Source organism: Cellulosimicrobium sp. Marseille-Q4280 (assembly GCF_943181405.1).
Lineage (GTDB): Bacteria > Actinomycetota > Actinomycetes > Actinomycetales > Cellulomonadaceae > Cellulosimicrobium.
Genome location: NZ_CALPBY010000003.1, coordinates 391074 through 416617, shown reverse-complemented (window position 1 = coordinate 416617; position 25544 = coordinate 391074). Strand labels below are relative to the sequence as shown.

At 74.8% G+C, this 25544-nt stretch carries 23 protein-coding genes; 9 read left to right on the top strand and 14 right to left on the bottom strand.

Annotated elements, in window-relative coordinates:
- Nucleotides 1-212 precede the first annotated feature (212 nt).
- The 3 genes from NFS20_RS10140 to NFS20_RS10130 are packed head-to-tail and all read right to left on the bottom strand — an operon-like array spanning nt 213 to nt 2328.
- Nucleotides 213-1001: a maleylpyruvate isomerase family mycothiol-dependent enzyme gene (locus tag NFS20_RS10140; protein ID WP_251151645.1), complete on the bottom strand. Its 789-nt coding sequence runs from the start codon at nt 999-1001 to the stop codon at nt 213-215.
- Nucleotides 992-1729 carry a pyridoxine/pyridoxamine 5'-phosphate oxidase gene (locus tag NFS20_RS10135; RefSeq protein ID WP_251151644.1) on the bottom strand — a complete coding sequence of 246 codons (738 nt, stop codon included), beginning with the start codon at nt 1727-1729 and terminating at the stop codon, nt 992-994. The genes NFS20_RS10140 and NFS20_RS10135 overlap by 10 nt, the downstream gene beginning before the upstream one ends.
- On the bottom strand, nt 1726-2328 hold the full coding sequence (locus NFS20_RS10130) for a TetR/AcrR family transcriptional regulator (RefSeq protein WP_251151643.1): 603 nt from the start codon (nt 2326-2328) through the stop codon (nt 1726-1728). The genes NFS20_RS10135 and NFS20_RS10130 overlap by 4 nt, the downstream gene beginning before the upstream one ends.
- Nucleotides 2329-2404: 76 nt before the next feature.
- Between NFS20_RS10130 and NFS20_RS10125 the strand changes: the two genes are divergently transcribed.
- Nucleotides 2405-3793, top strand: coding sequence for a DHA2 family efflux MFS transporter permease subunit (locus tag NFS20_RS10125; RefSeq protein WP_251151642.1), 1389 nt, complete (start codon nt 2405-2407; stop codon nt 3791-3793).
- A 75-nt stretch (nt 3794-3868) separates the two neighbouring features.
- Here the strand turns inward: NFS20_RS10125 and NFS20_RS10120 are convergent, their stop codons facing one another.
- Nucleotides 3869-5062: an aminopeptidase P family protein gene (locus tag NFS20_RS10120; RefSeq protein WP_251151641.1), complete on the bottom strand. Its 1194-nt coding sequence runs from the start codon at nt 5060-5062 to the stop codon at nt 3869-3871.
- Between the two features lie 59 nt (nt 5063-5121).
- On the opposite strand from NFS20_RS10120, the gene NFS20_RS10115 reads away from it, so the two are divergent.
- Nucleotides 5122-5502 carry a cupin domain-containing protein gene (locus tag NFS20_RS10115; protein ID WP_251151640.1) on the top strand — a complete coding sequence of 127 codons (381 nt, stop codon included), beginning with the start codon at nt 5122-5124 and terminating at the stop codon, nt 5500-5502.
- Between the two features lie 53 nt (nt 5503-5555).
- On the opposite strand, the gene NFS20_RS10110 is transcribed toward NFS20_RS10115, so the two are convergent.
- Nucleotides 5556-6491, bottom strand: a complete 936-nt coding sequence (locus NFS20_RS10110) for an NADP-dependent oxidoreductase (protein ID WP_251151639.1) — start codon at nt 6489-6491, stop codon at nt 5556-5558.
- Between the two features lie 43 nt (nt 6492-6534).
- On the bottom strand, nt 6535-6942 hold the full coding sequence (locus NFS20_RS10105) for a VOC family protein (protein ID WP_251151638.1): 408 nt from the start codon (nt 6940-6942) through the stop codon (nt 6535-6537).
- A 174-nt stretch (nt 6943-7116) separates the two neighbouring features.
- Here NFS20_RS10105 and NFS20_RS10100 point away from each other — a divergent pair, with 174 nt between their 5' ends.
- From NFS20_RS10100 to NFS20_RS10090, 3 genes are all read left to right on the top strand, one after another.
- The gene (locus NFS20_RS10100) at nt 7117-9855 is read left to right on the top strand and encodes a helix-turn-helix transcriptional regulator (protein ID WP_251151637.1); all 2739 of its coding nucleotides are present in this window, start codon (nt 7117-7119) and stop codon (nt 9853-9855) included.
- A 125-nt stretch (nt 9856-9980) separates the two neighbouring features.
- Nucleotides 9981-10805, top strand: coding sequence for an alpha/beta fold hydrolase (locus tag NFS20_RS10095; RefSeq protein WP_251151636.1), 825 nt, complete (start codon nt 9981-9983; stop codon nt 10803-10805).
- An 11-nt stretch (nt 10806-10816) separates the two neighbouring features.
- Nucleotides 10817-11677: an alpha/beta hydrolase gene (locus NFS20_RS10090; protein ID WP_251151635.1), complete on the top strand. Its 861-nt coding sequence runs from the start codon at nt 10817-10819 to the stop codon at nt 11675-11677.
- 89 nt (nt 11678-11766) lie between these two features.
- On the opposite strand, the gene NFS20_RS10085 is transcribed toward NFS20_RS10090, so the two are convergent.
- Nucleotides 11767-13038, bottom strand: coding sequence for an amidohydrolase (locus tag NFS20_RS10085; RefSeq protein WP_251151634.1), 1272 nt, complete (start codon nt 13036-13038; stop codon nt 11767-11769).
- Nucleotides 13035-14315 carry a YncE family protein gene (locus NFS20_RS10080; protein ID WP_251151633.1) on the bottom strand — a complete coding sequence of 427 codons (1281 nt, stop codon included), beginning with the start codon at nt 14313-14315 and terminating at the stop codon, nt 13035-13037. Before NFS20_RS10080 ends, NFS20_RS10085 begins: the two co-directional genes overlap by 4 nt.
- A gap of 100 nt (nt 14316-14415) precedes the next feature.
- On the opposite strand from NFS20_RS10080, the gene NFS20_RS10075 reads away from it, so the two are divergent.
- Complete coding sequence (locus NFS20_RS10075; protein ID WP_251151632.1) at nt 14416-15105, top strand: GntR family transcriptional regulator; 690 nt, start codon at nt 14416-14418, stop codon at nt 15103-15105.
- 7 nt (nt 15106-15112) lie between these two features.
- On the opposite strand, the gene NFS20_RS10070 is transcribed toward NFS20_RS10075, so the two are convergent.
- Both NFS20_RS10070 and NFS20_RS10065 read right to left on the bottom strand, forming a co-directional pair.
- On the bottom strand, nt 15113-15610 hold the full coding sequence (locus NFS20_RS10070) for a nitroreductase/quinone reductase family protein (RefSeq protein ID WP_251151631.1): 498 nt from the start codon (nt 15608-15610) through the stop codon (nt 15113-15115).
- 86 nt (nt 15611-15696) lie between these two features.
- Nucleotides 15697-18360: an ATP-dependent DNA ligase gene (locus NFS20_RS10065; protein ID WP_251151630.1), complete on the bottom strand. Its 2664-nt coding sequence runs from the start codon at nt 18358-18360 to the stop codon at nt 15697-15699.
- Nucleotides 18361-18658: 298 nt separating this feature from the next.
- Between NFS20_RS10065 and NFS20_RS10060 the strand changes: the two genes are divergently transcribed.
- Nucleotides 18659-19357 (top strand): GTP pyrophosphokinase, encoded by a 699-nt coding sequence (locus NFS20_RS10060; RefSeq protein WP_251151883.1) that lies wholly within the window; start codon nt 18659-18661, stop codon nt 19355-19357.
- A 66-nt stretch (nt 19358-19423) separates the two neighbouring features.
- Here the strand turns inward: NFS20_RS10060 and NFS20_RS10055 are convergent, their stop codons facing one another.
- Together NFS20_RS10055 and NFS20_RS10050 are read right to left on the bottom strand one after the other, a co-directional pair.
- Nucleotides 19424-21052, bottom strand: a complete 1629-nt coding sequence (locus tag NFS20_RS10055; protein ID WP_251151629.1) for a multicopper oxidase family protein — start codon at nt 21050-21052, stop codon at nt 19424-19426.
- The gene (locus tag NFS20_RS10050) at nt 21049-21477 is read right to left on the bottom strand and encodes a hypothetical protein (protein WP_251151628.1); all 429 of its coding nucleotides are present in this window, start codon (nt 21475-21477) and stop codon (nt 21049-21051) included. The genes NFS20_RS10055 and NFS20_RS10050 overlap by 4 nt, the downstream gene beginning before the upstream one ends.
- 165 nt (nt 21478-21642) lie before the next feature.
- Here NFS20_RS10050 and NFS20_RS10045 point away from each other — a divergent pair, with 165 nt between their 5' ends.
- Nucleotides 21643-22908 (top strand): sensor histidine kinase, encoded by a 1266-nt coding sequence (locus NFS20_RS10045; RefSeq protein ID WP_251151627.1) that lies wholly within the window; start codon nt 21643-21645, stop codon nt 22906-22908.
- Nucleotides 22905-23564, top strand: a complete 660-nt coding sequence (locus NFS20_RS10040) for a response regulator (RefSeq protein ID WP_251151626.1) — start codon at nt 22905-22907, stop codon at nt 23562-23564. Before NFS20_RS10045 ends, NFS20_RS10040 begins: the two co-directional genes overlap by 4 nt.
- Nucleotides 23565-23606: 42 nt before the next feature.
- Here NFS20_RS10040 and NFS20_RS10035 read toward each other — a convergent pair whose 3' ends face one another.
- A complete protein-coding gene (locus NFS20_RS10035) occupies nt 23607-24422 on the bottom strand; it encodes an ABC transporter permease (protein WP_251151625.1) in 816 nt (271 codons plus the stop codon).
- Nucleotides 24422-25375, bottom strand: coding sequence for an ABC transporter ATP-binding protein (locus tag NFS20_RS10030; protein ID WP_251151624.1), 954 nt, complete (start codon nt 25373-25375; stop codon nt 24422-24424). Before NFS20_RS10030 ends, NFS20_RS10035 begins: the two co-directional genes overlap by 1 nt.
- Between the last annotated feature and the right edge of the window lie 169 nt (nt 25376-25544).

The window sequence follows — 25544 nt, the reverse complement described above, 5'->3', positions numbered from 1 at the left end:
CGCTTGTGACAGAGTGCACAAAGTGTGCGGTGCGTCACGGGCGTGCGTCACATTCCTCGGGGACCAAGGTCCCGGACGCCGAGGTAGTACCGCAGCTCGCCGAGGTAGCACCCCGGTCCTGCGCGGGTAGTACCTCGCGCGACCGCGGTACTACTTCGCGGCAGAGCGGTACTACTTCGCGCGACCCGGTACTGCTTCGCCCGACCGCGGTACTACGTCGCCGGCGGGGAGTACGGCGAGGGCCACGGGCCGATCTGCGGGAGGTCGACGCGCGTCCCGGCGCGCCACGCGTGCGGGACGGTCTCGGGCGTGCGGCCCGCGAGCCAGGCCGCGACGTCGAGCAGCGAACCGGTCACCGTGGTCTCGGTCTCGGTCTCGGTCTCGGTCTCGGTCTCGGTCTCGGTCCCGGACTGGGGCTGCGCCGCTGCCGGGTCGATCGCTACCTCGACGTCCTGGGGCAGTCGGACGGCGAGGAAGTCGAGCAGGTGCTCGGCGAGCGCCGGCGGCCACGTGCCGATCCCGATCCCCGCGTCGAGGTCGACGGCGTGGAGTCGGACCTCGCGCCACCACGCGACGAGCGCGTCGACGACGGTGCCGTCGCGGTAGGAGACGGCCGCGGCCCAGCCGGACGAGCCGGGGGCCGGCCACGCGGCCTCCAGCCGCTCGGCGAGCGCCGTGAGCGCCGCGACGTGCTCGACGACGGTGCGTCGCGCCCCGGTCTGGATACCGGCCTCGCGGCCTTGGGCGCCGCCGTCGTACACCTCGACCAGCTCGCCCGCCGCGGCACGCTCGGCCTGGCGTGCCATCGCCTCGCCGATCGCCGTGACGTGCGCGAGCACGTGGCTGCGCGACCAGCCGGGCAGGAGCGACGGCGCCGCCAGCGCGGCGGCGTCGAGCTCGTCCGCCGAGCGCGTGACGGCGGCGAGGGCTGTCCGCGCGTCGTCGCGGACGGCCTCGATGTCGGGCACGGCGCGGGCGTCGGGGCTGTCGGTCAGGGCCACAGGAGCTCCTTCGTCCAGCCGGGGGAGGGAGGGTCGTCGGGCGACGGAGGCGTCGCCGACGTGGTGTAGCGCAGGCGGGTCTGGCCGTCGCCCGGCGACGACGCCCAGAACTCGACCGTCGTGGCCTCGAGCGCGTACGCGGTCCAGGCGTCGAGCACGAGCTCCGGCTCGGTGCGCACGCGGGCGAGAGCCGCGTCCCACGCCGCGCGGTACTGCGCCCGCGAGGCGAGGGTCGTGCTCTGCTGCCCCGCGAGCGCCGTCGCGCGCGAGAAGTCGGACCGGGCGAGGAAGTCGGCCGCCGACACCTCGGCACCGAGCGGCACGACCGGGCCGCGCACGCGGACCTGCCTGCCGCGCTCGCGCCACAGGAACGTCAGCGCCGCGTTCGGGTTCTGCGCGAGCGCGATGCCCTTGGGGGAGTCGGAGCGCGTCGCGAAGGCCCACCCGCCCGGGCCGACGTCCTTGAGGATCAGGGTCCGGGCGTCGACGCGGCCGCCGGCGTCGGCGGTCGACAGGGTCGCGGCGTGGGGGGCGGGAACGCCGGCGTCGATCGCGTCCTGGAGCCAGTCGACGAACAGCGTCACGGGATCGTCGGGTGCCGCGTCCACGGCGAGACCGGGCAGGTCGGGGCCGAGCACGGGCAGGGCGCGGAGCCGGTCGCGCAGCGTCGGGCTGTCGGTCCTGTCGGTCCTGTCGGTGTTGTCGGTGCCGTCGGTGCCGTCGGTCATGCGTCCTCCGGGTCGTCTGGCGCGGGAGTGCTGGCGGTGAGGGGTCTGCCATCGGCGTCGAGGAGCGCGACGAACCCGCGGACCGCGCCGGCCATGGCGTCGGGGTCGTCGAGCGCGCGGGCGAGGACGTACCCGCCCTGCACGATCGCGACCGCGGCGAGCGCGCGGTCCCGGGCCGCGTCGGCGGGCAGCCCGTCCTCGCGCAGGACGGCGGTGACGAGGTCCACGAGGCCGACGAAGTAGGCCCGCACGTCGGCGGTGAGGGCGGCGTCGTCCATGACGGCCTGGTCGCTCACGAGCCGGCCGACCCTGCAGCCGGCGAGCGCGGGCCGGGGGCGCTCGAGGTAGCGGACGAGGCGGTCGCGAGCGGTGCCGGGGCGATCGAGGTCCCGGCGGGCGGCGTCGAGAGCGCCGCTCGTGGTCGCGTGCACCGCCGCGCTCGCGAGGTCGTGCTTCGACGGGAAGTGGTGGTAGAGGCTGCCCTGCCCCACTCCGCTCGCGTCGAGCACCTGTCGCGGGCTCGTCGCGCCCACCCCCTGTGCCCAGAAGAGGTCCTCCGCCGCGGCCACGAGGCGGTCCCGCGCGCTCGTCGAGATCATGCCCGCAGCATACCTACCTCAAGGTATGGCGTCGAGACGAGATGCAGACCCCCGCGCAGCGGGGGATCGTGGTGCGGTGACGGTGCCGCAGCGCGTGCTGGTGGTCGCGATCCTCGCGTCGTTCGTCTCGTTCCTCGACGGCTCGGTGGTCAACGTCGCGCTGCCCGCGATCTCCGACGAGCTCACGACCGGCCCTGTCACGGGGCTCGCGCTGCAGCAGTGGGTCGTCGACGCGTACATGATCACGCTCGGGTCGCTCATCCTCCTCGCCGGGTCGCTGTCGGACGTCCACGGCCGGCGCCGCGTCATGGCCGTCGGCCTCGTCGGCTTCGCGGTGACCTCCGTCGCGTGCGCGCTCGCGCCGGACGGGCTGTTCCTCGTCGTCGCGCGCGGCCTCCAGGGCGTCGCCGGGGCGCTGCTCGTCCCGAGCTCCCTCGCCATGATCATCTCCACGTTCGACGGCGAGCGGCAGTCCCGCGCCATCGGCTCCTGGACCGCGTGGACGAGCACGGCGTCGATCGTCGGGCCGCTGCTCGGCGGCGTCCTCGTCGACGCGTTCTCGTGGCGCTGGGTCTTCTGGATCAACGTGGTCCCCGTCGCGGCGACGCTGTGGCTCCTGCGCGGGATCCCGCGGAGCGCCGCCGAGGAGGGCTCCGCGGCGGGACGGCGGATCGACACGCTCGGCGCCACCCTCGCGGCCGTCGGCCTCGCCGGGACCGTGTTCGCGCTCATCGAGCAGGGCCGCTTCGGGTGGTCGAGCCCGGTGGTGTGGGGGCCGGCTCTCGTCGGCGTGGCGTGTCTCGTCACGTTCGTCGTCTGGGAGCTCCGTGCCCCGGACCCGATGCTCCCGCCGCGGCTGTTCAGGGTGCGCAACTTCGCCTGGGGCAACCTGGCGACGGCCGCGATCTACGGCGCGCTCTACTTCGGCGGGTTCGTCGTCACGGTGTTCCTCCAGCAGGTCGGCGGCTACAGCGCGACGCAGGCGGGTCTCGCCCAGGTGCCGATCACGCTGCTGCTGCTCGCGCTCTCGACCCGGTTCGGGGCGCTCGCGGGCCGCTACGGGCCACGCCTGTTCATGACGGTCGGGCCGGTCGTGGGTGGCGTGGGCTACCTGCTCCTGCTCACGACGACCGACGACGCCGTGTACGTCACCCAGGTCCTGCCGGGCATGGTGCTCTTCGGGCTGGGGCTCGCGATGACGGTCGCGCCCCTCACGTCCGCGATCCTCGGGTCCATCCCGGCGTCCGACGCCGGCATCGGGTCCGCAGCGAACAACGCCGTGTCGCGCGTGGCCGGGCTGGTCGTGATCGCGTTCGCCGGGGTGATCGTCGGCGGGGTCCTCGACCTCGACGGGTTCCACCGCTCGCTCGTCGTCACCGCGGCGCTGCTGTTCCTCGGCGGTGTGCTCAGCTGGGTCGGCATCCGCAACGAGCACGTGCGCGGCGGCTCGGCCCCGCGCGCGTGAACGGGGCGCTGCCGTGCCGCGGGAGCCGTGCAGCGGGACGACCCCGCCGAGCGAGCACGGCTCGGGAGACGATGCTCAGGAGACGACCTGGAGGTCGTGCGTCGAGGTGTTGAGGCGACGGGCGCCGTCGGGCGCGTCGGGAGGGAACGCGACGACGATGTCCTCGATCCGGACCCCGAACCGGCCCGGCAGGTAGACGCCCGGCTCGACGGAGAAGCACATGCCGGGCTCGATCGCCCGTTCCTCGCCCTCGACCATGTACGGCGGCTCGTGCGTCGTCGTGCCGATGCCGTGGCCCGTGCGGTGCACGAAGAACTCGCCGTAGCCCGCGTCGGTGATGACGGCACGGGCCGCGCGGTCGACGTCCTGGCACGTCGCGCCGGGACGCACCGCGTCGACCCCGGCCTGCTGCGCGCGACGCACGACGTCGTACACCTCGCGCTGCTCGGCGAGCGCGGCCTCGCCCGTGCCGTCCGGCGGGCCACCGGCGACCAGGACCGTGCGGCTCGTGTCCGACCCGTACCCGTCCCGCAGCCCGCCGAAGTCCAGGACGATCATGTCCCCGGGCTCGATGACGCGGTCGTCGGCCTCGTGGTGCGGGTCGGCGCCGTTCGGCCCCGAGCAGACGAGCGTGAAGTCGACCTGCTCGTGGCCGTGGTCGCGCAGGAAGCGGTCGAGGTCCGCGGCGACCTCGGTCTCTCGCCTGCCCGCGAACGGCACCTGCAGGACGTCGGCGAACGCGGCGTCGGCGGCGGCACCGGCGGCGGCGAGCCGCTCGATCTCGGCGGTGTCCTTGACCGCGCGCAGCATCGGCAGCGCGTGCGTGAACGCGACGAACCGCGCGTCCGGGAGCGTGCGCTGCAGGCCGAGCACGTGCAGCGCCCACGTCGAGTCGGAGACCGCGTACGACCCCGCGGGGTCCAGGAGCCGCGCGGCCGTCGAGTGCTCGTCGTCGCCGTCGCGCCACGGCACGACCTCCAGGCCGTCCGTCCCCGCGCCGCGCAGCAGGTCGCCGCGCTCCAGCAGCGGCACGACCACGGCAGCCTCCCCGGCGTCCGGGAGCGTCGCCGGGATCGCCAAGAGGGTGAGGCGCTCGGTGACCGTGGTCGGGGTGTACCCGGTGAAGTAGGCCAGCTCGGGGCCGGGGGACACGAGGAGGCCGGCGAGCCCGGCCGCGCGCGCCTGCTCCGCCGCGCGGACGCGCCGCGTCGCGTAGACCTCGGGTCCGAACGCGGTGGGGTGCGCGGGCGACGTCGGGCTGCTGCTCATGGGGCAAGCGTGGCACCAGGAGGACGTCCGGGCACGACGGCGCGTGGCAGGGTGTGGGCATGACCGGTGCCCGCAACCTCCTCGCCGCCCTCGACGCGTTCGACGGCCACTGGCAGCCGCACCGCGTGGCGAGCGTCAACGACGACGACGTCAAGGTCGTCAAGGTGCTCGGCGAGTTCGTCTGGCACACGCACCCCGAGACGGACGAGCTGTTCCTCGTGCTCGCGGGCGAGCTGACGGTCGACCTGCGCGAGGACGGCGTCGAGCGCCCTGTCGTCCTCGGGCCGCACGACGTGCTGGTCGTGCCGCGCGGCGTGGAGCACCGCCCCCGCGCCGCCGTCGAGACGGCCGTCGTGCTCGTCGAGCGGCAGGGCACCGTGAACACGGGCGACGCCGGCGGGGAGCTCACGTCGCCGGTCCGTGAGCTCCCCGACGCCTGATCCCGCGACGTCCGGTCCGTGAGGGCCGGTCCGTGAGGGCGCTCCGCGCTCGGTCAGACGCGGACGACGACCTTGCCGCGCACGTGTCCCGACGCGCTGAGCTCGTGCGCCGCGGCCGCGTCCGCGAGGTCGAAGACCTCGGCCACCTCGGGGCGCAGCACCCCCGCGTCGCCGAGCCGTGCGAGCTCGGCGAGGTCGGCGGAGTCGGGCCGGACCCAGACGTAGTGACCGCCGAGCTCGTCGCGCGCCCGGGCGTCGGTGATCGACGCGACCGTGCCGCCGTCGCGCAGGACGTCCGGGACGGAGTCGAGCGCGTCGCCGCCCACGTAGTCGAGAACGACGTCGACGCCCTCGGGAGCCAGCGCCCGGACGCGGTCCGCCAGACCGTCCCCGTACGTCACCGGCTCCGCGCCGAGCGAGCGCAGGAAGTCGTGGTTCTTCTCAGACGCGGTGCCGATCACGCGCGCGCCCACCGAGCGTGCGACCTGCACCGCGAAGGACCCGACACCACCGGCCGCCGCGTGCACGAGCACGGTCTGGCCGGGCTGGACGCCCGTGCGACGGATGGTCTGGTACGCCGTGAGACCGGCGAGCGGGACGGCAGCGGCCTCCTCGAACGACCAGGCCGCGGGCTTGTGCGCGAGGGTGCGCACCGGTGCCGCGACGAGCTCGGCGAACGTGCCGCCCGAGACCTCGCCGCCCACGACGTCCTTGCGCACGTAGCCGTACACCTCGTCGCCGACCTGGTACTCGGGGGTGTCGAGGCCGACCTGCTCGACGACGCCCGCGACGTCCCAGCCCGGCACCACCGGGAACGCCGCGTCCATGACCTGGTCGAGGTAGCCCTCGCGGACCTTCCAGTCGACAGGGTTGACGCTCGCGGCGCGCACGCGGACGAGCACGGAGTCCGGGCCCACCTTGGGCGTGGGGAGCTCCGTGAGCTCGAGGACGTCGGGACCGCCGTAGCGGGAGTACGTGATGGCTCGCATACGGGCGGCAACGGCGAGCCATCACGTTCGATTCCCGGAGGTCTCAGCCCTCGAGCGCGCTCGGGTCCATGTACAGGACCTCCCACTGGTGACCGTCCGGGTCCGCGAAGCTGCGCGAGTACATGAAGCCGCCCTCCTCCTGCGGGTCCTTGACCGCCGTCGCGCCCGCGGCGAACGCGGCGTCGGCGATGCGGTCGACGGCCTCCCGGCTCTCCACGCCGAGCGCGTTGATGACCTCGGTCGTCGAGGTGGCGTCCGCGATCGACTTGTTCGTGAACTGCTTGGCGAACTCCGCCGTGAGGAGCATCACGTAGATCGCGTCGCTGATGACGATCGACGACGCGTTCTCGTCCGTGAACTGCTCGTTCACCGAGTAACCGAGCGCGGTGTAGAACGCCTTGGACGCGTCGAGGTCCTTGACGGGCAGGTTGACGAAGATCTGGGTGCTCATGGCTCTCCTCGGGAGGGTGGGGCGATGGTCTCGAGGGGGTAGACGGTGACCCCGGGCAGAACTCATCGCCGCAGGTCGCGACCCCGCAGGGGTGTCGCAGAGGGGGACCGGTCGCTACGCTCCCGTCAGGACCAGGCAGAGCGTCCGCGCTCCTGACGGAAGGACCTCGGTGCCATGCCGGAGGACCTGCTCGGACGGGACGACGAGCTGCACCAGGTGGCGACGCTCGTGCGCGACGCGCGGAACGGCATCGCGGGTGCTCTGGTCGTCCACGGCGAGGCGGGCATCGGCAAGTCCGCTCTCCTCGCGGCGTCGACCGCCGAGCTCGACGGCGTCGGCGTCGTGCGCGTCGACGGGTACGAGGCGGAGTCCGGGATCGCCTACGCCGGTCTCCACCGTCTGACCGGCCCGTGGCACGCCCTCGTCGACGGACTCGCCGCGCCCTACCGCGACGCGCTGCGGTCGGTGCTCGGACGGCCCGACGGGACGGCGCCGGACCGCTTCCTCGTCGGGCTCGGCGTGCTCGAGCTCCTCTCGGCGGCCTCGCGTGAGCGACCGCTCGTGTGCGTCGTCGACGACGTGCACTGGCTCGACGCCGAGACGGTCGCGGTGCTCGCGTTCGTCGCGCGCCGCCTCGGGGCGGAGCCGGTCGCGCTGCTCATGGCGTCCCGCGACGACGACCGTCTCGACGACGTGCTCGCCGGAGTCCGGGTGCTGCCCCTGCGAGGGCTCGACCCGCTGTCCGGTGCGCGGCTCCTCGTCGCGAGCCTCGAGGGCGGCGTCGACCCGCTCGTCGTCGCGCGCGTGGTCAGGGCGACGGGCGGGAACCCGCTCGCCCTCGTCGACCTGGGGCACGAGCTCACCGCCCAGGAGCTCAGCGCGTCGGCCGTGGGCGAGGAGCCCGTCCCGGTCGGCCGGCACCTCGAGGCCCACTACCTCGCGCGGGTCCGGCGCACCTCGCCGGCCGTGCAGGAGTGGCTCCTCGTCGCCGCCGCCGAGGCGACGGGCACGGTGCGTCTGGTGTCGCAGGCGTGCGCGGCTCTCGGCGTCGACCCGCGCGCCGCCGACGAGGCGGAGGAGCACGGTCTCGTCGCCCTCGGCGCGACCGTGCGGTTCCGCCACCCGCTCCTGCGGGCCGCCGCCTACGGGGCCGCGTCCGGTCCGGACCGGCGCCGCGCCCACCGCGCGCTGTCCGAGGCAGCCGACGCGTGCGACCTGCCGGAGCTCGCGGCGTGGCACGCGTCGAAGGCGACCGTGGGCGAGGACGCCGCCGTCGCCGACCGGCTCGAGGCCGTCGCGACCGCCGCCGGCGCCCGGGGAGGCTTCGTCTCCCGCGCGCGCGTGCTCGCCCGCGCCGCCGAGCTGACGCCGCCCGGCCGGTCGCACGACCGCCGGGTCCTCGCGGCCGCGGAGGCGGCCGTCGCCGCCGGTGCGGCGCAGGTCGGAGCCACCCTGCTCGACGGGCTCCCGGTCGAGCGCCTCCCGCCGGTCGACCAGGCCCGGGTGACCGCGGTCCGGGTGTCGCAGGGCCTCTTCACGGGCGACCCCGACGTGCTCGCCCACGCGACCGCCGACCTCCTCCGGGCGGCGGACCAGCTCCGCGGCCACGAGCCGGACCGGGAACGGGAGGCGCTGGTCCGCGCGTTCGAGTACGCCCTGGTGGCCGAGCGCTCCCGCCGCGGGACGACCCTGCACGAGCTGGGCCGGCGTCTCGACGACGGCGCGGGGACCGGCGACGACGCGGCGTCCCGGGTGCTGCGCGCGCTGAGCGCCCTGGTGCTGCACGACCCCGAGGACGCCGTGCCCGCGCTGCGGCACGGCCTGGACTCGCTGCGAGGGCTCGAGGGGCCCGCCGTGCTCTCGTACGCCTCGGCGGGCGTGGCGCTCGCGACCGCCCTGTGGGACCTGCCGGCCCGCACGGCGTGGCTCGAGCAGGTGACCCAGGCGGCGCGCGACGCCGGCTCGCTCCAGATGGTCGACACTGGTCTGTGGATCTCCTCGCTCGCCGAGCTCAGCGGCGGCACCCCGAGGCGCGCCAGCCAGTTCGTCGAGCAGGTGCGCGAGCTGCGTCGCGCCATCGGCTACGACGGCGAGCAGGTGGTCAACGTCGCGTTCCTCGCCTGGACCGACGCCCCCCGGGCACAGGTCGAGGCCGTGGCGGCGGCCGCCGGGCAGGCGGGGTACGGCGGTGTCGAGTCGAGCGGGCGGGCGGCGCTCGCGGTGCGCGACCTCGCGCAGGGGCACTACCGCGACGCCTACGTCGCTCTGCGGTCGCTCGTGGACGATCCGTTCCTGCAGGTCACGCCGCTGCAGCTCCCGGACTTCGTCGAAGCGGCCGTCCGCAGCGGCCACGACGGCGAGGCGGAGCGCCACGTCGCACGGGTCGAGCGGATCGCGGACGCCACCGGGTCGCCCTGGGCGCGGGGTGTCGCCCTGCGGTGCCGAGCCCTCGTGGCCCCCGGGACGGGGTCGACGGACCTCCTCGACGCCTCGGCCGAGGCGCTCGACGAGGCCGGCGCGCCCGTCGAGGCGGCACGGTCGAGGCTCCTGCTGGGGGAGAGCCTGCGCCGCGAGCGACGTCGCGCCGAGGCGCGCGCGTGGCTGGGCCCGGCGCTCGCGGCATTCGAGGCCGCCGGAGCCGCGGCGTTCGCCGAGAGGGCGCGGACCGAGCTGGCGGCGACCGGCGAGGCGCCGGGACGGCGAGCCAGGACCGCGAGGCCGTCGCTCCTCACGCCGCGTGAGGAGACGATCGCCCGGCTCGCCGCGCGGGGGGAGACGAACGCCGAGATCGGGGCGACGCTGTTCATCAGCGCGAACACGGTCGACTACCACCTGCGCAAGGTGTTCCAGAAGCTCGGCGTCTCGTCCCGGCGACAGCTGCGCGAACGCTTCCCGCACGGCACGACCACCTGAGCCGGGCGGGGACCGGAGAGGCGGTCCGACGACCCGGGGTGCACGGGGACTACGTGCCGCACGTGGTCCGCGGAGAGCGGTGCCGAGCGAGGCTCGGATCGTCGGCACCACCCCGAGGAGGCAGCATGCCGTACGTCACGACCGAGGACGGAGCACGGATCTTCTACAAGGACTGGGGAGACGGCGGTACCCCGGTCGTCCTGAGCCACGGGTGGCCGCTCGACGCGGACGCCTGGGACGCCGCCGCGCTGTTCCTCGCCACGAACGGGCACCGCGTGGTCGCCCACGACCGGCGGGGGCACGGGCGGTCGACCCAGACGTGGCACGGGAACGAGATGGACACCTATGCCGACGACCTCGCCACGCTGATCGAGACGCTCGACCTGCGCGACGTGACGCTCGTCGGTCACTCGACGGGCGGCGGCGAGATCGTCCGGTACGTCGGGCGGCACGGCACCGCGCGCGTCGCCCGGCTCGTGCTGGTCTCGGCCGTGCCGCCGTTCATGCTCCGCACGGACGACAACCCCGAGGGCCTGCCCGTGGAGGTCTTCGACCAGATCCGTGCCGGCGAGGCCGCCGACCGTGCGCAGCTCTACCGCGACCTCGCCGACGGCCCGTTCTTCGGTCACAACCGCAACAACGACGTCGACCAGGGCTTCCGCGACGCGTTCTGGCTCCAGGGCATGACGACCGGCCACCGGGGCGCCTACGAGTGCATCGCGGCGTTCTCGGCCACCGACTTCCGCGACGACCTCGCGGCGGTCGACGTCCCCACGCTCGTGATCCACGGCGACGACGACCAGATCGTGCCCTTCGAGGTCGGCGGCAAGCGGTCCGCCGAGCTCGTCGACGGGGCCCGGCTGGTCGTCTACGAGGGCAGCCCGCACGCGCTCCCGGACACCGACCGCGACCGGCTGCACACCGACCTGCTCGACTTCATCGACTCCTGAGGAGAAGCACCATGACCGAGAGCACCACGTCCGGCGCAGGACCCGAGGGCGCCGCGCCCGGGCCTAACACCGTCGTCCTCGTCCACGGGCTCTGGATGACCCCGCGGAGCTGGGAGGGCTGGGTAGAGCACTACGAGGCGAAGGGGATGCGTGTCCTCACCCCGGGCTACCCGGGCTTCGAGATCGAGGTGGAGGCGCTGCGGGAGAACCCGCAGGTCATCGCCGACCTCACCGTCCCGGAGACCGTCGACCACCTCGCCGGGGTGATCGAGGCGCTCGACGCGCCGCCGATCATCATGGGCCACTCGTTCGGCGGGACGCTCACGCAGCTCCTGCTCGCTCGCGGGCTCGGTGCGGCCGCCGTCGTCGTCGACTCGGCGCCCACCGAGGGCGTGCGCGTCAACCCGCCGTCGCAGGCGCGCTCGCTCTTCCCGGCGCTGCGCAACCCCGCGAACCGGCACCGCGCGGTCGGGTTCACGCCGGAGGAGTTCCACTACGCGTTCACGAACACGCTCTCCGCGGAGGAGTCGCGCGCCGTGTGGGACCGGTACGCCATCCCGGCGCCGGGCTCGTGGGTCTGGGAGTACGGACTCATCGCGAACTTCAAGCCCGGCCACCAGGACACGTGGGTGGACTACTCCGCGGACCGTGCGCCCCTGCTGTTCATCGGCGGCGAGAAGGACCACATCATGCCGCCCTCGGTGAACCGGTCGAACGCCAAGCACTGGGAGAAGAGCCCGGCCGTCACCGAGTACTACGAGTTCGCCGGGCGCGACCACTGGACGTGCGCCGCGCCGGGGTGGGAGGCCGTCGCCGACCACGCGCTCGACTGGGCCCTCGAGCACGCCCGCACGACGGCGCCGCTCGCCTGACGCGTCGACAGCGCCCGAGGCGTGGACGGCGGCCCGAGGAGGACCGCCGTCCACGCGCCCGGTCCGTGCCGTCCCGCAGCGGGGACGCGTCAGACGAGCACGTCGCCGTCGCGCGCGACGACGCGGCCGCCGGCCACGACGAGCGCACGACGCGGGGCGCGCACGACGGCGTCGGGGACGTTCTCGGCGTCGACGAGCACGACGTCCGCGGGCGCGCCCACGACGAGGTCGTGCACGTCGCGCCCGACGAACCGGGCGGCGTCCGCCGTGGCGATCCGGGCCGCGGCGACGAGCTCGTCGTCGTGGCGGAACCGTGAGAGCCGCGCGAGCTGGGTCGTGAGGGCGAGCAGGTCGCCCGTGCCGTAGGGGGACCACAGGTCGCGGATCCCGTCGGTCCCGAGCCCGACGGCGACCCCGGCCTCGCGCAGCGCGTGCAGCGGCAGGGGAGCGGCGCCGATCGGGGCGACCGTGGTCATGGTGATGCCCGCCTCGCCCATCGCGGCGACGAGGTCCGCCTGGCGCGACGCGGGCAGCTGCCCGACCGCGAAGCCGTGCGCGACGTTGACCTTGCCCTGCAGGCCCGCGCGCAGCGTGCGGTCGATCATCAGCTCGACCTGGAACGCGCCGAGCTCGCCGCCGTCGTGCAGGTGCACGTCGATCCCGACGCCCCGGCGCTCCGCGATCGTGAAGAGCCCGTCGAGCTGGCCGACCGGGTCGCGGTCGATCGACGCCGGGTCGAGCCCGCCGACGTGCTCGGCGCCCGCCACGGCGGCCGCGTCGAGGAGGTCGAGCACGCCGGGTCGGCGCAGCACGCCGTCCTGGGGGAACGCGACGATCTCCGCGTGCACCGCACCGTCGAGCTCCGTGAGCGCCTCGCGCACGACCTCGATGCCGCGCAGCCCGAGCCCGAGGTCGACGTCGACGTGGGTGCGGATCGCCGTCGTGCCGTGCCGGACGAGCTCACGCAGCACGGTGAGCGTGACGTCCACGCCGGGGATGCCGAGCTCGTCGCGGTGCGCCCGCTCGTGCGCGATGCGACCCTGCGTCGTCGCCTCGCCGCCGTAGCTCACCCACGGCTTGCCCCACCAGCTCTTGTCCACGTGCGCGTGCGCGTTGACGAGGCCGGGGAGCGCGAGCAGGCCCCGTCCGTCCACGACGCCGTCGGCACCGCCCGGGTCGTCGGCGGGGCGTGCTGTGCCCGACGCCGCGGGCCCGGCCGGGTCGTGCGGCGTCACCGCGGAGATCCGGCCGTCGGCGACGTGCAGGTCGACACGCTCGCCGCCCCACGGGCGGACGTCGCGCAGCACGGTCAGGGATCGCGAGGGGGGCGCCGTCGGGGCGGTGCGGTCGGGGGTGCTCATCGGTCGGTTCCTTCCGGCAGCGGGACGACCACCTGGGGCCGCCCGGGGATCTGGATCTCGTACGTCTCGAGGGTCGTGAGGTCGACGACGGTCGCGCCGTCCCACGCCTCGGCCTGGGTGTACCCGCCGGCGAGGACGGCCCGGGGCGCGCCCGTCTCCGGGTCTGTCCACGTCGTCACGGTCTCGTGCCGGCGTGCGAGCGGCGCGACGCGCTCCTCGCCCGTCGCCGGGTCGAGCACCGCGACGTTCGGTCCGCCGGCCGCGTTCCCGAACGGTCCGTTGCCGACGACGACGACGCGGCCGTCGGGCGTGCGGGCGACCCCATGCTGGTGGCTGTCGGCCGAGGACGCGACGCTCGTCGTCGTACCGGTCGCCGGGTCGAGCCGGACGAGGACCCTGCCCTGGTAGGGCAGGAGGAGGGTGCCGTCGTCGTCGAGCACGGCGTAGTGCGGCTTCTCGAACGACGCGAGCCCGTCCTCGGTGCCGAACGGCGCGACCTCGATGCGCCGCGCCTCGAACGTCGTGGTGTCGACGACGTGCACGGAGAACTCGTCGTGGTCGACCGTGTAGACCTCGCTGCCGTCGGCCGAGACGAGCACGTCGAAGGGCCGCAGCCCGACGGGCGTGCTCGCGACCACCTCGCCCGATGCGAGGTCGATCGTCTCGAGCGTCGAGTCTTCGCCGCGGTGCACCGCGACGTGGACGCGCGCGCCGTCGGGAGAGACGGCGATGCCCATGCCGCCGCGGCGGTACTCGCCGTAGCCGACCCGGGACGGGGAGTCGCGATAGGGGACGAGGTCCGTGCGCACGAGCGCGTCGAGGTCGACCACGGCGACGCCCTGCGCAGTCGCGACGTATGCCGTGCGGCCGTGCGTCGCGACGCCCCACGGCGCCGGGCCGACGACGACGCGCGCGACGACCGCGCTGCCCTCGCGCACCGTCGGGTCGACGACCGCGAGCCCGTCGCTCTCCGCCTCGGTCGCGAGCAGGAGTCGCGGCTCCGCGCGGTCCGTCAGCTCCGTCGGTTCAGGGGCCGCGGCGGTGTCGGGCGCAGGCGTGGGCTCGTGGGGCGTGCTCGCGGGCGGGGACGTGGAGGCTGCTCCGGCCGGGTCTTCGGTCACGCTCCCGGTCGTGCTCCCCGTCGAGCACGCCGCGACCACCGTGAGCGCGACGGCGGCGAGGAACGTGCCGAGCGACGTGGTGAGGGCGGTGCTTCTGGCGGGGCCTCGGGTGGTGCGTCCGGCAGTGCTCGCAGCGGACGGACGGGACGACGACATCCACGGATGGTATACCATTTGCGATCGACGGCGACCGAGGCCGAGCCGATCCGGAGCGCCCGGGGACCGGCACCGACGGACCTCCGGGAGGATGGGACGCATGACCGCCGAGAGCACGGGCGCGGGACGCCCCGACGAGGGCGGCGCGCCGTCGGACGGCCCGTTCGAGCCGGAGGCCCGACGCGTCGAGCAGGTGCTGCGCGACCAGATCGTCGACGGCGCACGGGCTCCCGGCAGCCGCCTCGTCGAGCGCGACCTCGCCGCCGAGCTCGGCGTCAGCCGCGTCCCGGTGCGCGAGGCGCTGCGCGTCCTCGTCGCGGAAGGGCTCGTCACGCCCCGGCCGCGCTCGTGGGCCGTGGTGCGGACCTTCACCGCCGACGACGTCGAGCATCTCCTCGAGGTCCGGTCCGCGCTCGAGCAGCTGGCCGCGCGTCGGGCGGCGGAGCGGCACGACCCCGCTGCGCTGACCACTCTCGACGGCGCCCTCGACCGCCAGGCCGGTGCCGCCTCCCGCGGCGACGCGACCGCCGCCCGCCGCGCCGCCGCCGACTTCCACGAGGCCCTGCTCGCGGCGGCGGGCAACCCCATGCTCGACGAGATCACCGCCGTCACCGCGAGCCGCGTGCGCTGGCTCCTCGGCCAGCACGAGGACCTCGCCGAGATGGTCGACGAGCACCGCGCGCTCCTCGACGCCGTCCGAGCGCGCGACGCCGACGCCGCCGCGGAGCGTGCCGTCGCGCACCTGCGGACGTCGCGCGAGGCAGCGGCCCTGAGCCGCGCCGAACCCTGAGTCGACGTCAGGCGTCGTTCCCGTGGCGCCGCGGCTCGAGCACGACCACCGCCGTCTCGGTCGGCCGCCGGGCCGCGAAACCGTCGAGCTTCTCGTCCAGCGCGCGCCACTGCGCCCAGAGCCGGTCGCGCTCCGCACCACGCGCCGCACGGGCGTGCACGGCGCGCGTCTCGCCCTGGAGCACGACGGTCGTGTCGGGGAACGCCTGGAGGTTGAGCCACCACGCGGGCTCGGGTGCCGCCCAGCCGTTCATCGCGAGGGTCACGAGGTTCGGCCCGTCCTCGAGGTAGCCGACGATGACGGCGTGCTCCCGGCCCGAACGCCGCCCGACGGTGCGCAGCAGGAGGGTGCCCCACCGTGCGGGCCGAGGACGCCACAGCCCACGCCGCCCCCCGGTGACGCGGTAATAGGCCCGGTGCACCACCCACGCCGTCCGGACGAACCAGCGAGGAGGCACGCGGGGCGGTGGGCCGGTCTCCGGACCGTCGGTCGTCGTATCAGGCACGGTGCGCGTCTCCAGCGTCGAGAGTGACCACGGACGCGCCCACGGTCCCGTGCCCTGGTGCCGGAGTCAACGCCTCTCGTGCCCCGTCACGCCGGAGGCAGCTCGACCACGACGTCGTCCGGCGACTTGTCCCGCCGCCAGCCCTTCCACACCGGGTGACGTAGCTTGCCGAGGGGCGTGTCGCCGTCGGCCACGTCCTCGGCGCCGCCCTCGGGCCGCCCCGTCCAGTCCCCGTAGACGACCTCCGCCACCCGCCGCGGCGAGACCCACCGGGCGTCCCGGGCGTCCTCGCGCGGCACGCCGACCGCGGCGGGCGTCGTCCGCTCGATCTTCCCGAGCTCCACGACGAGCTCGCGGCGCTCGCCGTCCGTGAAGCCCGAGCCGACGCGGCCCACGTAGACCAGCCGGCCGTCGTCGGGCACGGCGAGCAGGAGGGACCCCATGAGGTGCGTGCGGTCCCCGTGGCCCGGCCGCCACCCCACCACGACGACCTCCTGCGAGCGGGCGTGCTTGAGCTTGAGCCACTGCTGCGAGCGCCGGCCGACGACGTACGTGCTGTCCCGCCGCTTCGCGACGACGCCCTCGAGCCCGAGCCGCTTCGACGTGCCCATCGCGGCGTCGAGGTCGCCGTCGAACGCGGGCGGCACGTGCACCGGCGCACGTGCCCCCGCCAGCAGCTCCTCGAGGATCTCCCGGCGCTCGTCGTAGGGCCGCTTCGCGTGCGACCGTCCGCCCGACTCGAGGACGTCGAACACCATGACGTCGACCTTCACCCTGCGCCGCGCGACGGCGACGTCCGCAGGCTTCGCGATGTTCGCGCGTTGCTGCAGCCGCCGGAAGCTCGGGCGCCCCTGGGCGTCGAGCGCGACGATCTCGCCGTCGAGCACCACGGGCAGCGCCTCCGCCGGGACCTGCTCGGCGAGCGCCTGCAGCTCGGGGTACGTGACCGTCATGTCCTTGCCCGACCGGCTGATCAGCCGCACCGATCCCGCGGAGACCTCGGCGAGCGTGCGGAACCCGTCCCACTTCATCTCGAACGCCCACGCGCCGGCGCCGTCGGCGAAGTCGGACGGGATCCCGGCAGTAGCGAGCATGGGCCGCCAGTCCGTGCGGGCTCGCGACGGCACGGTGACCGACGACGAAGCGGAGGACGAGGAGGGGGCGCCGGGTCGTGGCGGGTCTGGCGGGAGCGGCGAGGAACGAGCCGCGGAGGGTAGACCCGGCGCCCCCCGCTCGGCCGCCGCGCCCCCACCCCCGCGCGCGCCGTCCGCCGGCGCGCCCTTCGGGGCCATGAGGTGGATGAGCCAGCTGTTCTCCTCGTCCTTGCCGCCGCGGCCGCGCGTGTGGATGAGGGCGAGGCGGCGGGTGCCGTGCTGCTCGCCGTGGAGGGTGACGATGACCTCTTCGCCGTCGCGCCACTTCTCGAGCTCGTAGGTCCCCGCGTCCCAGATGGTCACCTCGCCCGCGCCGTACTCGCCCTTCGGGATGGATCCCTCGAACGCTCCGTAGGCGAGGGGGTGGTCCTCCGTCTGGACGGCGAGGTGGTTCTTCTTCGGGTCGGTCGGCTCGCCGCGCGGCAGCGCCCAGCTGACGAGGACGCCGTCGTGCTCGAGCCGGAAGTCCCAGTGCAGACGGCGCGCGTGGTGCTCCTGGATGACGAAGCTCATGCCGTCGCTCGTCGGGGGAGCGTCGGCGGGGACCGGCTCGGGGGTCTTGGCGGCGTCGCGCATCGACCGGTAGGGCGCCAACCTGTCGGCCCGGGCAGGTGTGCTCCCGCTGCCCGACGCCGGGGCACCCTTGCGCTCGAACGTCGCCATGCGCTCGGGCGTGGGCTCGAGGGCCGAGAGGTGGCCGGCCGTGAGGGCGGCGAGCGGGTCGCCGATCGTGCGCACGCGCTCGACGACCTCGTCCGCGTCGAGGTGTCGCAGGTCGGGGTCGTCGAGCTCGTCCCACGTGCGGGGCGCGGCGACCGTGGGGTGCTCGCGCCCGCGCAGCGAGTAGGGCGCGATGGTCGTCTTGTTGCCGTTGTTCTGGCTCCAGTCGACGAGCACCTTGCCGCCGCGCAGCGACTTCTTCATGTCGCTGACGACGAGGTCGGGGTGCTCGGCCTCCAGGTAGCGCGCGAGCTCGTGCGCGACGGCGGAGACGGCCGCGGCGTCCTGCTTGCCGTCGAGCGCGGCGTAGAGGTGGATGCCCTTGGAGCCGCTCGTCACCGGGTGGGGGTCCAGGCCCATGCCCTGGAGGATCTGCCGCGCGAGGCGGGCTACCTCCGCGCACTCGGGCAGCCCGGCGCCGGGACCGGGGTCGAGGTCGAGCACGAGGCGGTCCGGGTCGAGGTGGACGCCGGTGCGCCCGAACTGCCACTGCGGCACGTGCAGCTCGAGGGAACCGGTCTGCCCGAGCCACGTGAGCGTCGCGAGGTCGTTGACGAGCACGTAGTCGTTGACGCTGTGCTTGTGCTCGATGCGCCGCGTGCGCACCCACGAGGGGACGCCCTGACCGGCGTTCTTCTGGAAGAACACCTGGCCGTCGACGCCGTCGGGCCAGCGCTTGCGCGTCGCGGCGCGGTTCGCGCAGTGGGGGAGCATGACGTCGGCGACGGACGCGAGGTAGGCGAGGACGTCGGCCTTCGTCGTCCCGGTCGCGGGGTAGAGGACCTTGTCGAGGTTCGTCACCTTGAGCCGGTGGCCGTCGACGGTCACGGTCTGACCGGAGGAGCCGCTCGAGGAGGCGGACCGTGCGGGGGACATGAGGTCATCGTGGCGCGCGAGCCGGGCCCCCGCGCGTCGGGCCGTGGGCACGCGGGTCCGCGGAGGTCCGCGCGGGATGCGGGGGAGCCGCGAAGAGGTCGCGGACGGACTCCGCACGGTGGTCCGCGACGGGAACCGACGGCGCTCTGCGGTCGTGGGACAGTGGGAGAGGCGCGCCGCCGACGCGCCCGCGGGCGCAGCCCGCACCGGCGAGAGGACGCACGTGACGCACGAGACGACGGTCGACCGGCCACTGCCCGCGGACCTGGCTCCGCGCGTGCAGGAGCTCCGGCGCCTCATGATGACCTACAAGTTCGGCATCGACGAGGTGATGACGAAGATCACCGTGCTGCGCGACGAGTTCCGCCACATCCACGACTACAACCCCATCGAGCACGTGGGGTCGCGGCTCAAGTCGATCGACTCGATCCTGGCGAAGGCCCGGCGCAAGGGCATCCCCCTCACGCCCGAGGGCGTGCGCGAGAGCATGCTCGACGTCGCGGGTGTCCGCGTGACGTGCAGCTTCGTCTCGGACATCTACCGGGTGCGGGACATGCTCGCCGGGCAGGGCGACATGACCGTCCTCGAGGAGCGCGACTACATCGCCCACCCGAAGGGCAACGGGTACAAGAGCCTGCACCTCATCGTCCAGGTGCCCGTGTACCTCTCGGACCGGGTCGAGGACGTGGTCGTCGAGATCCAGCTGCGCACGATCGCCATGGACTTCTGGGCGAGCCTCGAGCACAAGATCTACTACAAGTATCAGCGCGAGGTCCCGAGCCACCTCACGGACGCCCTCAAGCTCGCCGCGGACGTCGCCGCGACGCTCGACACGACGATGGAGCGCATCCACGAGGAGGTCCGCGAGCTCGACGGCGTGCCGGAGCCGTCGGAGACGACTGACGCGCTCGTCTCGCCGCGCGAGATGCTCGAGTCGATCATGCGGACGGCGCAGGTCGCGGACGAGGCGTTCCACGAGCGACGTCGCGACGGCTGAGCACCACTGACCCGACCGGCCCGCCTGCGCCAGGCGGGCCGACCGGGCTCGTCGGGGCGTCGGGGGTCAGCCGCCGTGGTGCCCGTGCCCGGCGTCGTCCGGGCCGGCGCCCGGCATCCGACGAGGACCGCTCCCGGGCTCCGGGACGGCGTCGTCGTGCGCCGCGCTCTCGCGGGACGCCCCCTCGTGCGCGAGCCCCTCGTGCGCCGGGATCTCGCCCGCAGACCCGCCCGGCTCGACGACGACGAGCTGGCCCATCATGCCCTCGTCCTCGTGCCGCAGCATGTGGCAGTGGTACATGTACGGCACGTCGGGGTCGGTGTAGTCATCGAAGCGCAGGAGCAGGCGGTAGGTCCGGCTCGGCTCCAGGTAGATCGTGTCCTTGGGGCCCGTCAGCACCGCCGGCGGCGGATCGCCGTCGACGTCGAGGACGCGGAACTGCACGTCGTGCACGTGGAAGCTGTGCGGCACCGGGTGCGCGTTGCGCACCGTCCAGACCTCGGTGTCGCCCACGGTGACGGTCTCGTCGATACGGCCCATGTCCATCCGGCGGCCGTTGATCTCGCGGTCCGCGAGCTCGAAGGAGCGCTCGACCGCGGCGTCCTCGGCGTGCAGGGCATCGGTCGCGGCGTGGCTCGAGGGCTCCCACGCCGGCTCGGGTGACGGCGCGAGCACGTTCGCGGCCCGCAGCTCGAGCACGTCGAACGCCTCCTTGCCGCCCATCGCGAACGACGCGGCGACGCCCCCGAGGTCGGCGGGGGACGAGTGCAGCCGCGTGGTCTCGCCCGGCGCCATCGTGACGACCACCTCCGCGCGCTCGCCCGGCGCGAGCCGCACCTGGTCGAGCCGGACGCGCGCGTCGAGCAGCCCGCCGTCCGTCGCGACGAGGTCCATCGCCCGGTCGGCGAACCCGAGCTGGTACGTGCGTGCGGTCGAGCCGTTGAGCAGGCGCAGCCGCACGCGCTCCGTCGTCACGTCGTGGTACGCGCCCACCGTCCCGTTCGTCAGGACGACGTCGCCCAGGATCCCCGGTTCGCCGGCGCCGTCGAGGTCCAGCCGCCCGTCGTCGTCGAGCACCTTGTCCTGCACGACGACCGGGACGTCGTCCACGCCGTACTGCGACGGCAGCGAGGCTGCCGCCGACGCGTCGTCGTCGAGGAGGAACAACCCCGCGAGCCCGCGGTAGACGTGCTCCTCCGTCGCGCCGTGCGGGTGCGGGTGGTACCAGAGCGTCGCGGCGGGCTGGTCGATCGTCCACGTCGGTTGCCACGTCTCGCCGGGCGCGACCTCCTGGTGCGGTCCGCCGTCCATCGCGGCGGGCAGGTGCATGCCGTGCCAGTGGACGCTCGTCGGCTCGTCGAGGTCGTTCGTCACCTCGACCGCGACGCGCTCGCCCCGCGCGGCCCGCAGCGTCGGGCCGAGGTAGGAGCCGTCGAACCCCCAGGTCGGGGTCTCGACGCCGGGCAGGAACGACGTCGTGCCCTCCTGGGCGGTCAGGGAGAACATGCGCGTGCCGTCGACGACGCGCGACGGCGCGAGCGGCGGGATCGCAAGCGCGGTCGTGAACTCCTGCTCCTGGACGGGATGGACCGACGGCGCGAGGGCGCACCCGGCGAGCAGGCCCGACGCGGCGACCACGGCCGCGGTCGCGAGCGCCGCCCTCGGGCGACCGCCGCGGCGGCGCGATGGCCTCACCGGGTCACCCCGGCTCGCGCTCGCTGCACGGCCGCCGCGAGCGCGCCGGCCACGAAGCCCCAGAACGTGTCCAGGGCGAGCGCGGGCACGAGCGTCCAGGCCGCCCGGTCGCCGTCGAGCCCGACGAGCGCGGACACGACCGCCGCGACGACGCCGAACGTGAGGCCGGCGAGCGTGAGGGTGAGGACCGGGCGCGCGACGCGGCCGAGCCCGACGACGGCGACCCACACGAGCGCCGTGAGACCGAGGATGGTCAGCGCGCGCGGCGCGCCGCTGCCGAGGCCGAGCAGGCCGGTGAGCGGCCACAGGAGGGCCATCGAGCCGAGGCCGAGCACGGTGGGCCACGAGAGCCGACCGGTCGGCGGGGTGTCGTCGTCGGGGCGTGCAGGGTGTGCGGGGTGGGCGGCAGGGCTCGGAGATGTCATGGTCCCGACGATGCCGGGGGCGCCCGACCCGTCACATCGGGCCCCGGTCGGCTGTTTCCGCCGCGGCCCGTCGCAGTCCGGCGACGACCGGTGTCGCCCGGGGGCGACACCACCCTGAGACCGGGGGCTGATGCCTCGGGGTGCCCGGCTCCGTACGCTGGCGGCATGAGTGCGCCACAGCCCGCCTCGGTGCGCAGCCGGGCGGTCATCGCCGCGGGTGCGCGTCCCGGCGTCGACCCGCGCCTCACGGACGGCGTGCTCGCGGTCGCGATGACGCTCGCGATCGCCGTCGTCATCGCGGCGGACTTCGACGGACCGGGGGAGTCGGGGCCCCTCGCGTACGTCTTCGCGGTCGGCTTCGGGGCGCTCGTCGCGATCCGGCGTCTGGCCCCGCGCACGATGCTCGTGCTCACGGTGCTGGGGATCTTCGCCTACTACGCGCTCGGGCTGCCCGTGATCGGGATGGCCCTGCCGGCGGTGGCCGCGCTCTACTCGGCGGCGGAGCTCGGGCGGACGTGGTGGGCGGTCGGCTCCGGGGTGGTGCTCGTGGCCGTGGCCGCGTACTTCCGGGTGGCGGAGGGGCAGCCCGTCACCTACCTGTACGGGTACGAGCTCGTGACGAACGTCGCGCTCGTCGCGGCGGCGATCGCGCTCGGCGTCGCTGTCCGGCTCACGCGGGCCGCGCGCGAGCAGTCCGAACGGGTGCGCCTCCTCACCGCGGCGGAGCAGGCGCAGGCCGCCGACCGTCGGCTCGAGGCCGAGCGCGTGCGCATCGCGCGGGACCTGCACGACGTCCTCGGTCACCACCTCGCGGTCGTCGCGCTGCACGCGAACGTCGCGGGCGAGGCGGTGGGGAGGGACGACGACGCGGCACGGTCCGCGCTCGGCCAGGTCGGGGACGCGGCGTCGGCGGCGTTGCGCGAGCTGCGCACGACCGTCAAGGTCCTGCGCGGTCCGCTGCCCGACGCCGTCCCGCGCGGCTCCACGTCGCTCGCGGGGCTCGACGTGCTCGTCCGGCCCGCGCGCGCCACGGGCCTCGACGTGGAGCTCGACGTCGACGTCCCGGCCGGCGCGCTCGACGGCGCGATCGACGCCGCGGCGTTCCGGATCGTCCAGGAGTCCCTGACGAACGTCCTGCGGCACGCCGACGCGCGACGTGCGGCGGTGAGCGCGCACGTCGTCGACGGGCGCCTGCTCCTGCGCGTCGCCGACGACGGCGTCGGGCACCGCGTCCGCGGTGACGACCGGACCCGTGCCGCCGGGCCGACGGAGACGGGGAGGGTGCCCGCAGCGACCGACGTCGGTGCGGGTCAGGGCATCGCGGGGATGGTCGAGCGTGCCGCACTCCTGGGGGGCCGGCTCGAGGCGGGGCACGGCGCGCGGGGCGGGTTCGTGGTGAGCGCCGACCTCCCGGCGAGGCTGGCGCCGTGATCCGCGTCGTGATCGTCGACGACCAGGAGCTCGTGCGCGCAGGGCTGCGGGCGCTCGCCGTGCACGACGGCGACGTCGAGGTCGTCGCCGAGGCCGGCACGGGTCGCGAGGGCGTGGCGAGGGTCCGCGAGCACCGTCCCGACGTGGTGCTCATGGACATCCGCATGCCCGGGACGGACGGCCTCGAGGCGACGCGGGCGATCGTCGCCGACCCTGCGCTCGACGCGGTGCGGGTGCTCGTCCTCACGACGTTCGACGAGGACGAGCACGTCGTCGAGGCGATCCGGTCGGGCGCCGTCGGGTACCTGCTCAAGGACGTCTCGCCGGGGGACCTGCGGTCGGCGATCCGCGTCGTCGCCGACGGCGGCTCGCTCCTGTCCCCGGCGATCACGGCGTCGGTCATGCGCGCCGCGGTCGAGGGCACCCCGCGCGCTCTCGACGCCGGGCGCCTGGAGTCCCTCACGGCACGCGAGCGCGAGGTGCTGGAGCACGTCGGCCGAGGTCTGACCAACGACGAGATCGCCCGTGCCCTGTTCCTCAGTCCCGCGACCGCGCGGACCTACGTGAGCCGCCTCCTCACCAAGCTCGACGCGCGCGACCGCGCCGCGCTCGTCGTCCTCGCCTACGAGACGGGCCTCGTGCGCCCGGGGGACTGACGCCTCCCGCGACCGACGCCCCGGGCGCACGGTGGGGTCGGATCACGTCCAGCGGAAGAAGCGGGCCGCGACGAGCGAGCACACGACGACCGTCCCCCCGAGGGCGACGAGGTGCGACGCCTCCACCGGCTGTCCGGCCCACGCGTCGCCGAGCGCCTGGACCGACGCCCCGAACGGGAGCGCCTCCCCGACGCGGGCCACGGGCTCGGGCAGGTTGGACACCTCGCCGAACATGCCGCCCGTCGCGCCGAAGGCGAAGAACACGACGAGGCCGATCGCGAGCGCCGCGTTGGGCGTCGGCGAGACCGCGGCGACGAGCATCCCGACGGCGTACATCGCCGTCGCGCACAGCGCGAGGACGCCCAGCGCGGCCGTGGGTGAGGCCGGCATCGTGGCGTCGAACGCCGCCGTCGCGACGACGAGCGCCAGCGCGACGCCGAGCGCGGTCTGGGCGGCGCTCACCACGACCTGCGCGACGAGCACCATCGCGGGGGACGCCGGGGTCACGGACAGGCGCTTGAGGACCCCGGTGCGACGGTAGGAGGCGAGGAAGCTCGGCATGTTGATCACGCCGATGATCCCGACGACGATCGCGAGCACGACCGGCACGACGAAGACGTCGAACGCGGTGCGTCCGCCGGAGTCCGGGACGACGATCCGCGTCGCGTCGCTGATCCCGTACATGACGAGGATGAGGACGGGCATGCCGAAGGGCATGACGAGGCCGGCCGTGTCGCGGACGACCATCTTGGCCTCCGCCACGACGAGCGCGGCCCACGCGCGCGGGCCGGGCCGGGCCGTGGGACGCCCGCGCATCCCCGTGGTCGCGGTGGCCGTCGTGGTGCGGACGGTGGTCATCAGGCAGCCTCCTCGATCGCGACGGCGGTGGGGTCGGCGTCCAGCGGGCGACCGGTGAGCGCGAGGAACGCGTCGTCGAGCGTCGCGCGCTCGAGCCGCGTCTCCGTCGCGACGACGCCGGCGCGCACGAGCGCGGTGCTCACCTCCTGGAGCAGCTCGCCGCGCCCGGTCACGACGACCTGCTCGCCGCGCACCTCCACGCCGTCGACCCCGGGCACGGCGTCCAGGAGCCCGGATGGGAGCGGTGCGGTGACGCGGAAGCGCACACGCTGGTCCAGCCCGGCGCCCGCGACGAGACCGGCGGGCGTGTCGTGCGCGACGACGCGGCCGGCGTCGAGCAGGGTCACCCGGTCGCACAGGCGCTCGACCTCCTCCATGAGGTGGGAGACCAGGAGGACCGTGACCCCGTCGTCACGCAGTCGCTCGACGACGCCCCACACCTGGCGGCGTGCCTGCGGGTCCAGGCCCGTGGTCAGCTCGTCGAGGATCACGACGCGCGGGTCGCCGACGAGCGCGAGGACGATCGCGACCCGCTGCTGCTGGCCGCCCGAGAGCTTCTCGTAGCGCACGTCGCGCTGCTCGCCGAGGCCGAGGGTCTCGACCAGCCTGTCCGGGTCGCGCCCCGACCCGTAGAACGAGCGGTACAGGTGCGCGAGCTCGCGCACCGTGAGCGCCCCGTGCAGGTAGCCGGACTGGAGCTGGACGCCCAGCACCTGCCGCACCGCCGCGCGGTCGGTGAAGGGGTCGAGGCCGGCGACGCGCACCGAGCCGCCGTCGGGTCGGCGGACCCCGGCGACCATCTCGACGGTCGTGGTCTTTCCCGCTCCGTTGGGCCCCAGGATCCCGAGGACCTCGCCCTCCGCGGCGACGAGGCTCACGCGGTCGACCGCCACCGTCGTCCCGTGCTTGCGGCGGTAGCGTTTCGTCAGGTCTCGTGCGTCGACGGCGCTCATCGCTGCCCACGTCCTTCCCGTCGGTGGTCCGTCCGTTCTCCCGCGGCCGGTCCGCGAGCGGTTCCTCGACGCTACGGAGCGCGAGGGGCGTCGCGCGCGTGCCGGTCGTCACGGCCGTCGACCATGACTTCCGGCACGTGGCGGCACGCCGCTCGGTCCGTAGGGTGAG

Excerpts from the sequence above, each read along its gene's own strand:
- NFS20_RS10135 (WP_251151644.1), bottom strand. The coding sequence starts at position 1,729 with ATGACCGACGGCACCGACGGCACCGACAACACCGACAGGACCGACAGG.
- NFS20_RS10130 (WP_251151643.1), bottom strand. The coding sequence starts at position 2,328 with ATGATCTCGACGAGCGCGCGGGACCGCCTCGTGGCCGCGGCGGAGGAC.
- NFS20_RS10120 (WP_251151641.1), bottom strand. The coding sequence starts at position 5,062 with ATGAGCAGCAGCCCGACGTCGCCCGCGCACCCCACCGCGTTCGGACCC.
- NFS20_RS10115 (WP_251151640.1), top strand. The coding sequence starts at position 5,122 with ATGACCGGTGCCCGCAACCTCCTCGCCGCCCTCGACGCGTTCGACGGC.
- NFS20_RS10110 (WP_251151639.1), bottom strand. The coding sequence starts at position 6,491 with ATGCGAGCCATCACGTACTCCCGCTACGGCGGTCCCGACGTCCTCGAG.
- NFS20_RS10105 (WP_251151638.1), bottom strand. The coding sequence starts at position 6,942 with ATGAGCACCCAGATCTTCGTCAACCTGCCCGTCAAGGACCTCGACGCG.
- NFS20_RS10100 (WP_251151637.1), top strand. The coding sequence starts at position 7,117 with ATGCCGGAGGACCTGCTCGGACGGGACGACGAGCTGCACCAGGTGGCG.
- NFS20_RS10095 (WP_251151636.1), top strand. The coding sequence starts at position 9,981 with ATGCCGTACGTCACGACCGAGGACGGAGCACGGATCTTCTACAAGGAC.
- NFS20_RS10090 (WP_251151635.1), top strand. The coding sequence starts at position 10,817 with ATGACCGAGAGCACCACGTCCGGCGCAGGACCCGAGGGCGCCGCGCCC.
- NFS20_RS10085 (WP_251151634.1), bottom strand. The coding sequence starts at position 13,038 with ATGAGCACCCCCGACCGCACCGCCCCGACGGCGCCCCCCTCGCGATCC.
- NFS20_RS10080 (WP_251151633.1), bottom strand. The coding sequence starts at position 14,315 with ATGTCGTCGTCCCGTCCGTCCGCTGCGAGCACTGCCGGACGCACCACC.
- NFS20_RS10075 (WP_251151632.1), top strand. The coding sequence starts at position 14,416 with ATGACCGCCGAGAGCACGGGCGCGGGACGCCCCGACGAGGGCGGCGCG.
- NFS20_RS10065 (WP_251151630.1), bottom strand. The coding sequence starts at position 18,360 with ATGTCCCCCGCACGGTCCGCCTCCTCGAGCGGCTCCTCCGGTCAGACC.
- NFS20_RS10060 (WP_251151883.1), top strand. The coding sequence starts at position 18,659 with ATGATGACCTACAAGTTCGGCATCGACGAGGTGATGACGAAGATCACC.
- NFS20_RS10050 (WP_251151628.1), bottom strand. The coding sequence starts at position 21,477 with ATGACATCTCCGAGCCCTGCCGCCCACCCCGCACACCCTGCACGCCCC.
- NFS20_RS10045 (WP_251151627.1), top strand. The coding sequence starts at position 21,643 with ATGAGTGCGCCACAGCCCGCCTCGGTGCGCAGCCGGGCGGTCATCGCC.
- NFS20_RS10035 (WP_251151625.1), bottom strand. The coding sequence starts at position 24,422 with ATGACCACCGTCCGCACCACGACGGCCACCGCGACCACGGGGATGCGC.
- NFS20_RS10030 (WP_251151624.1), bottom strand. The coding sequence starts at position 25,375 with ATGAGCGCCGTCGACGCACGAGACCTGACGAAACGCTACCGCCGCAAG.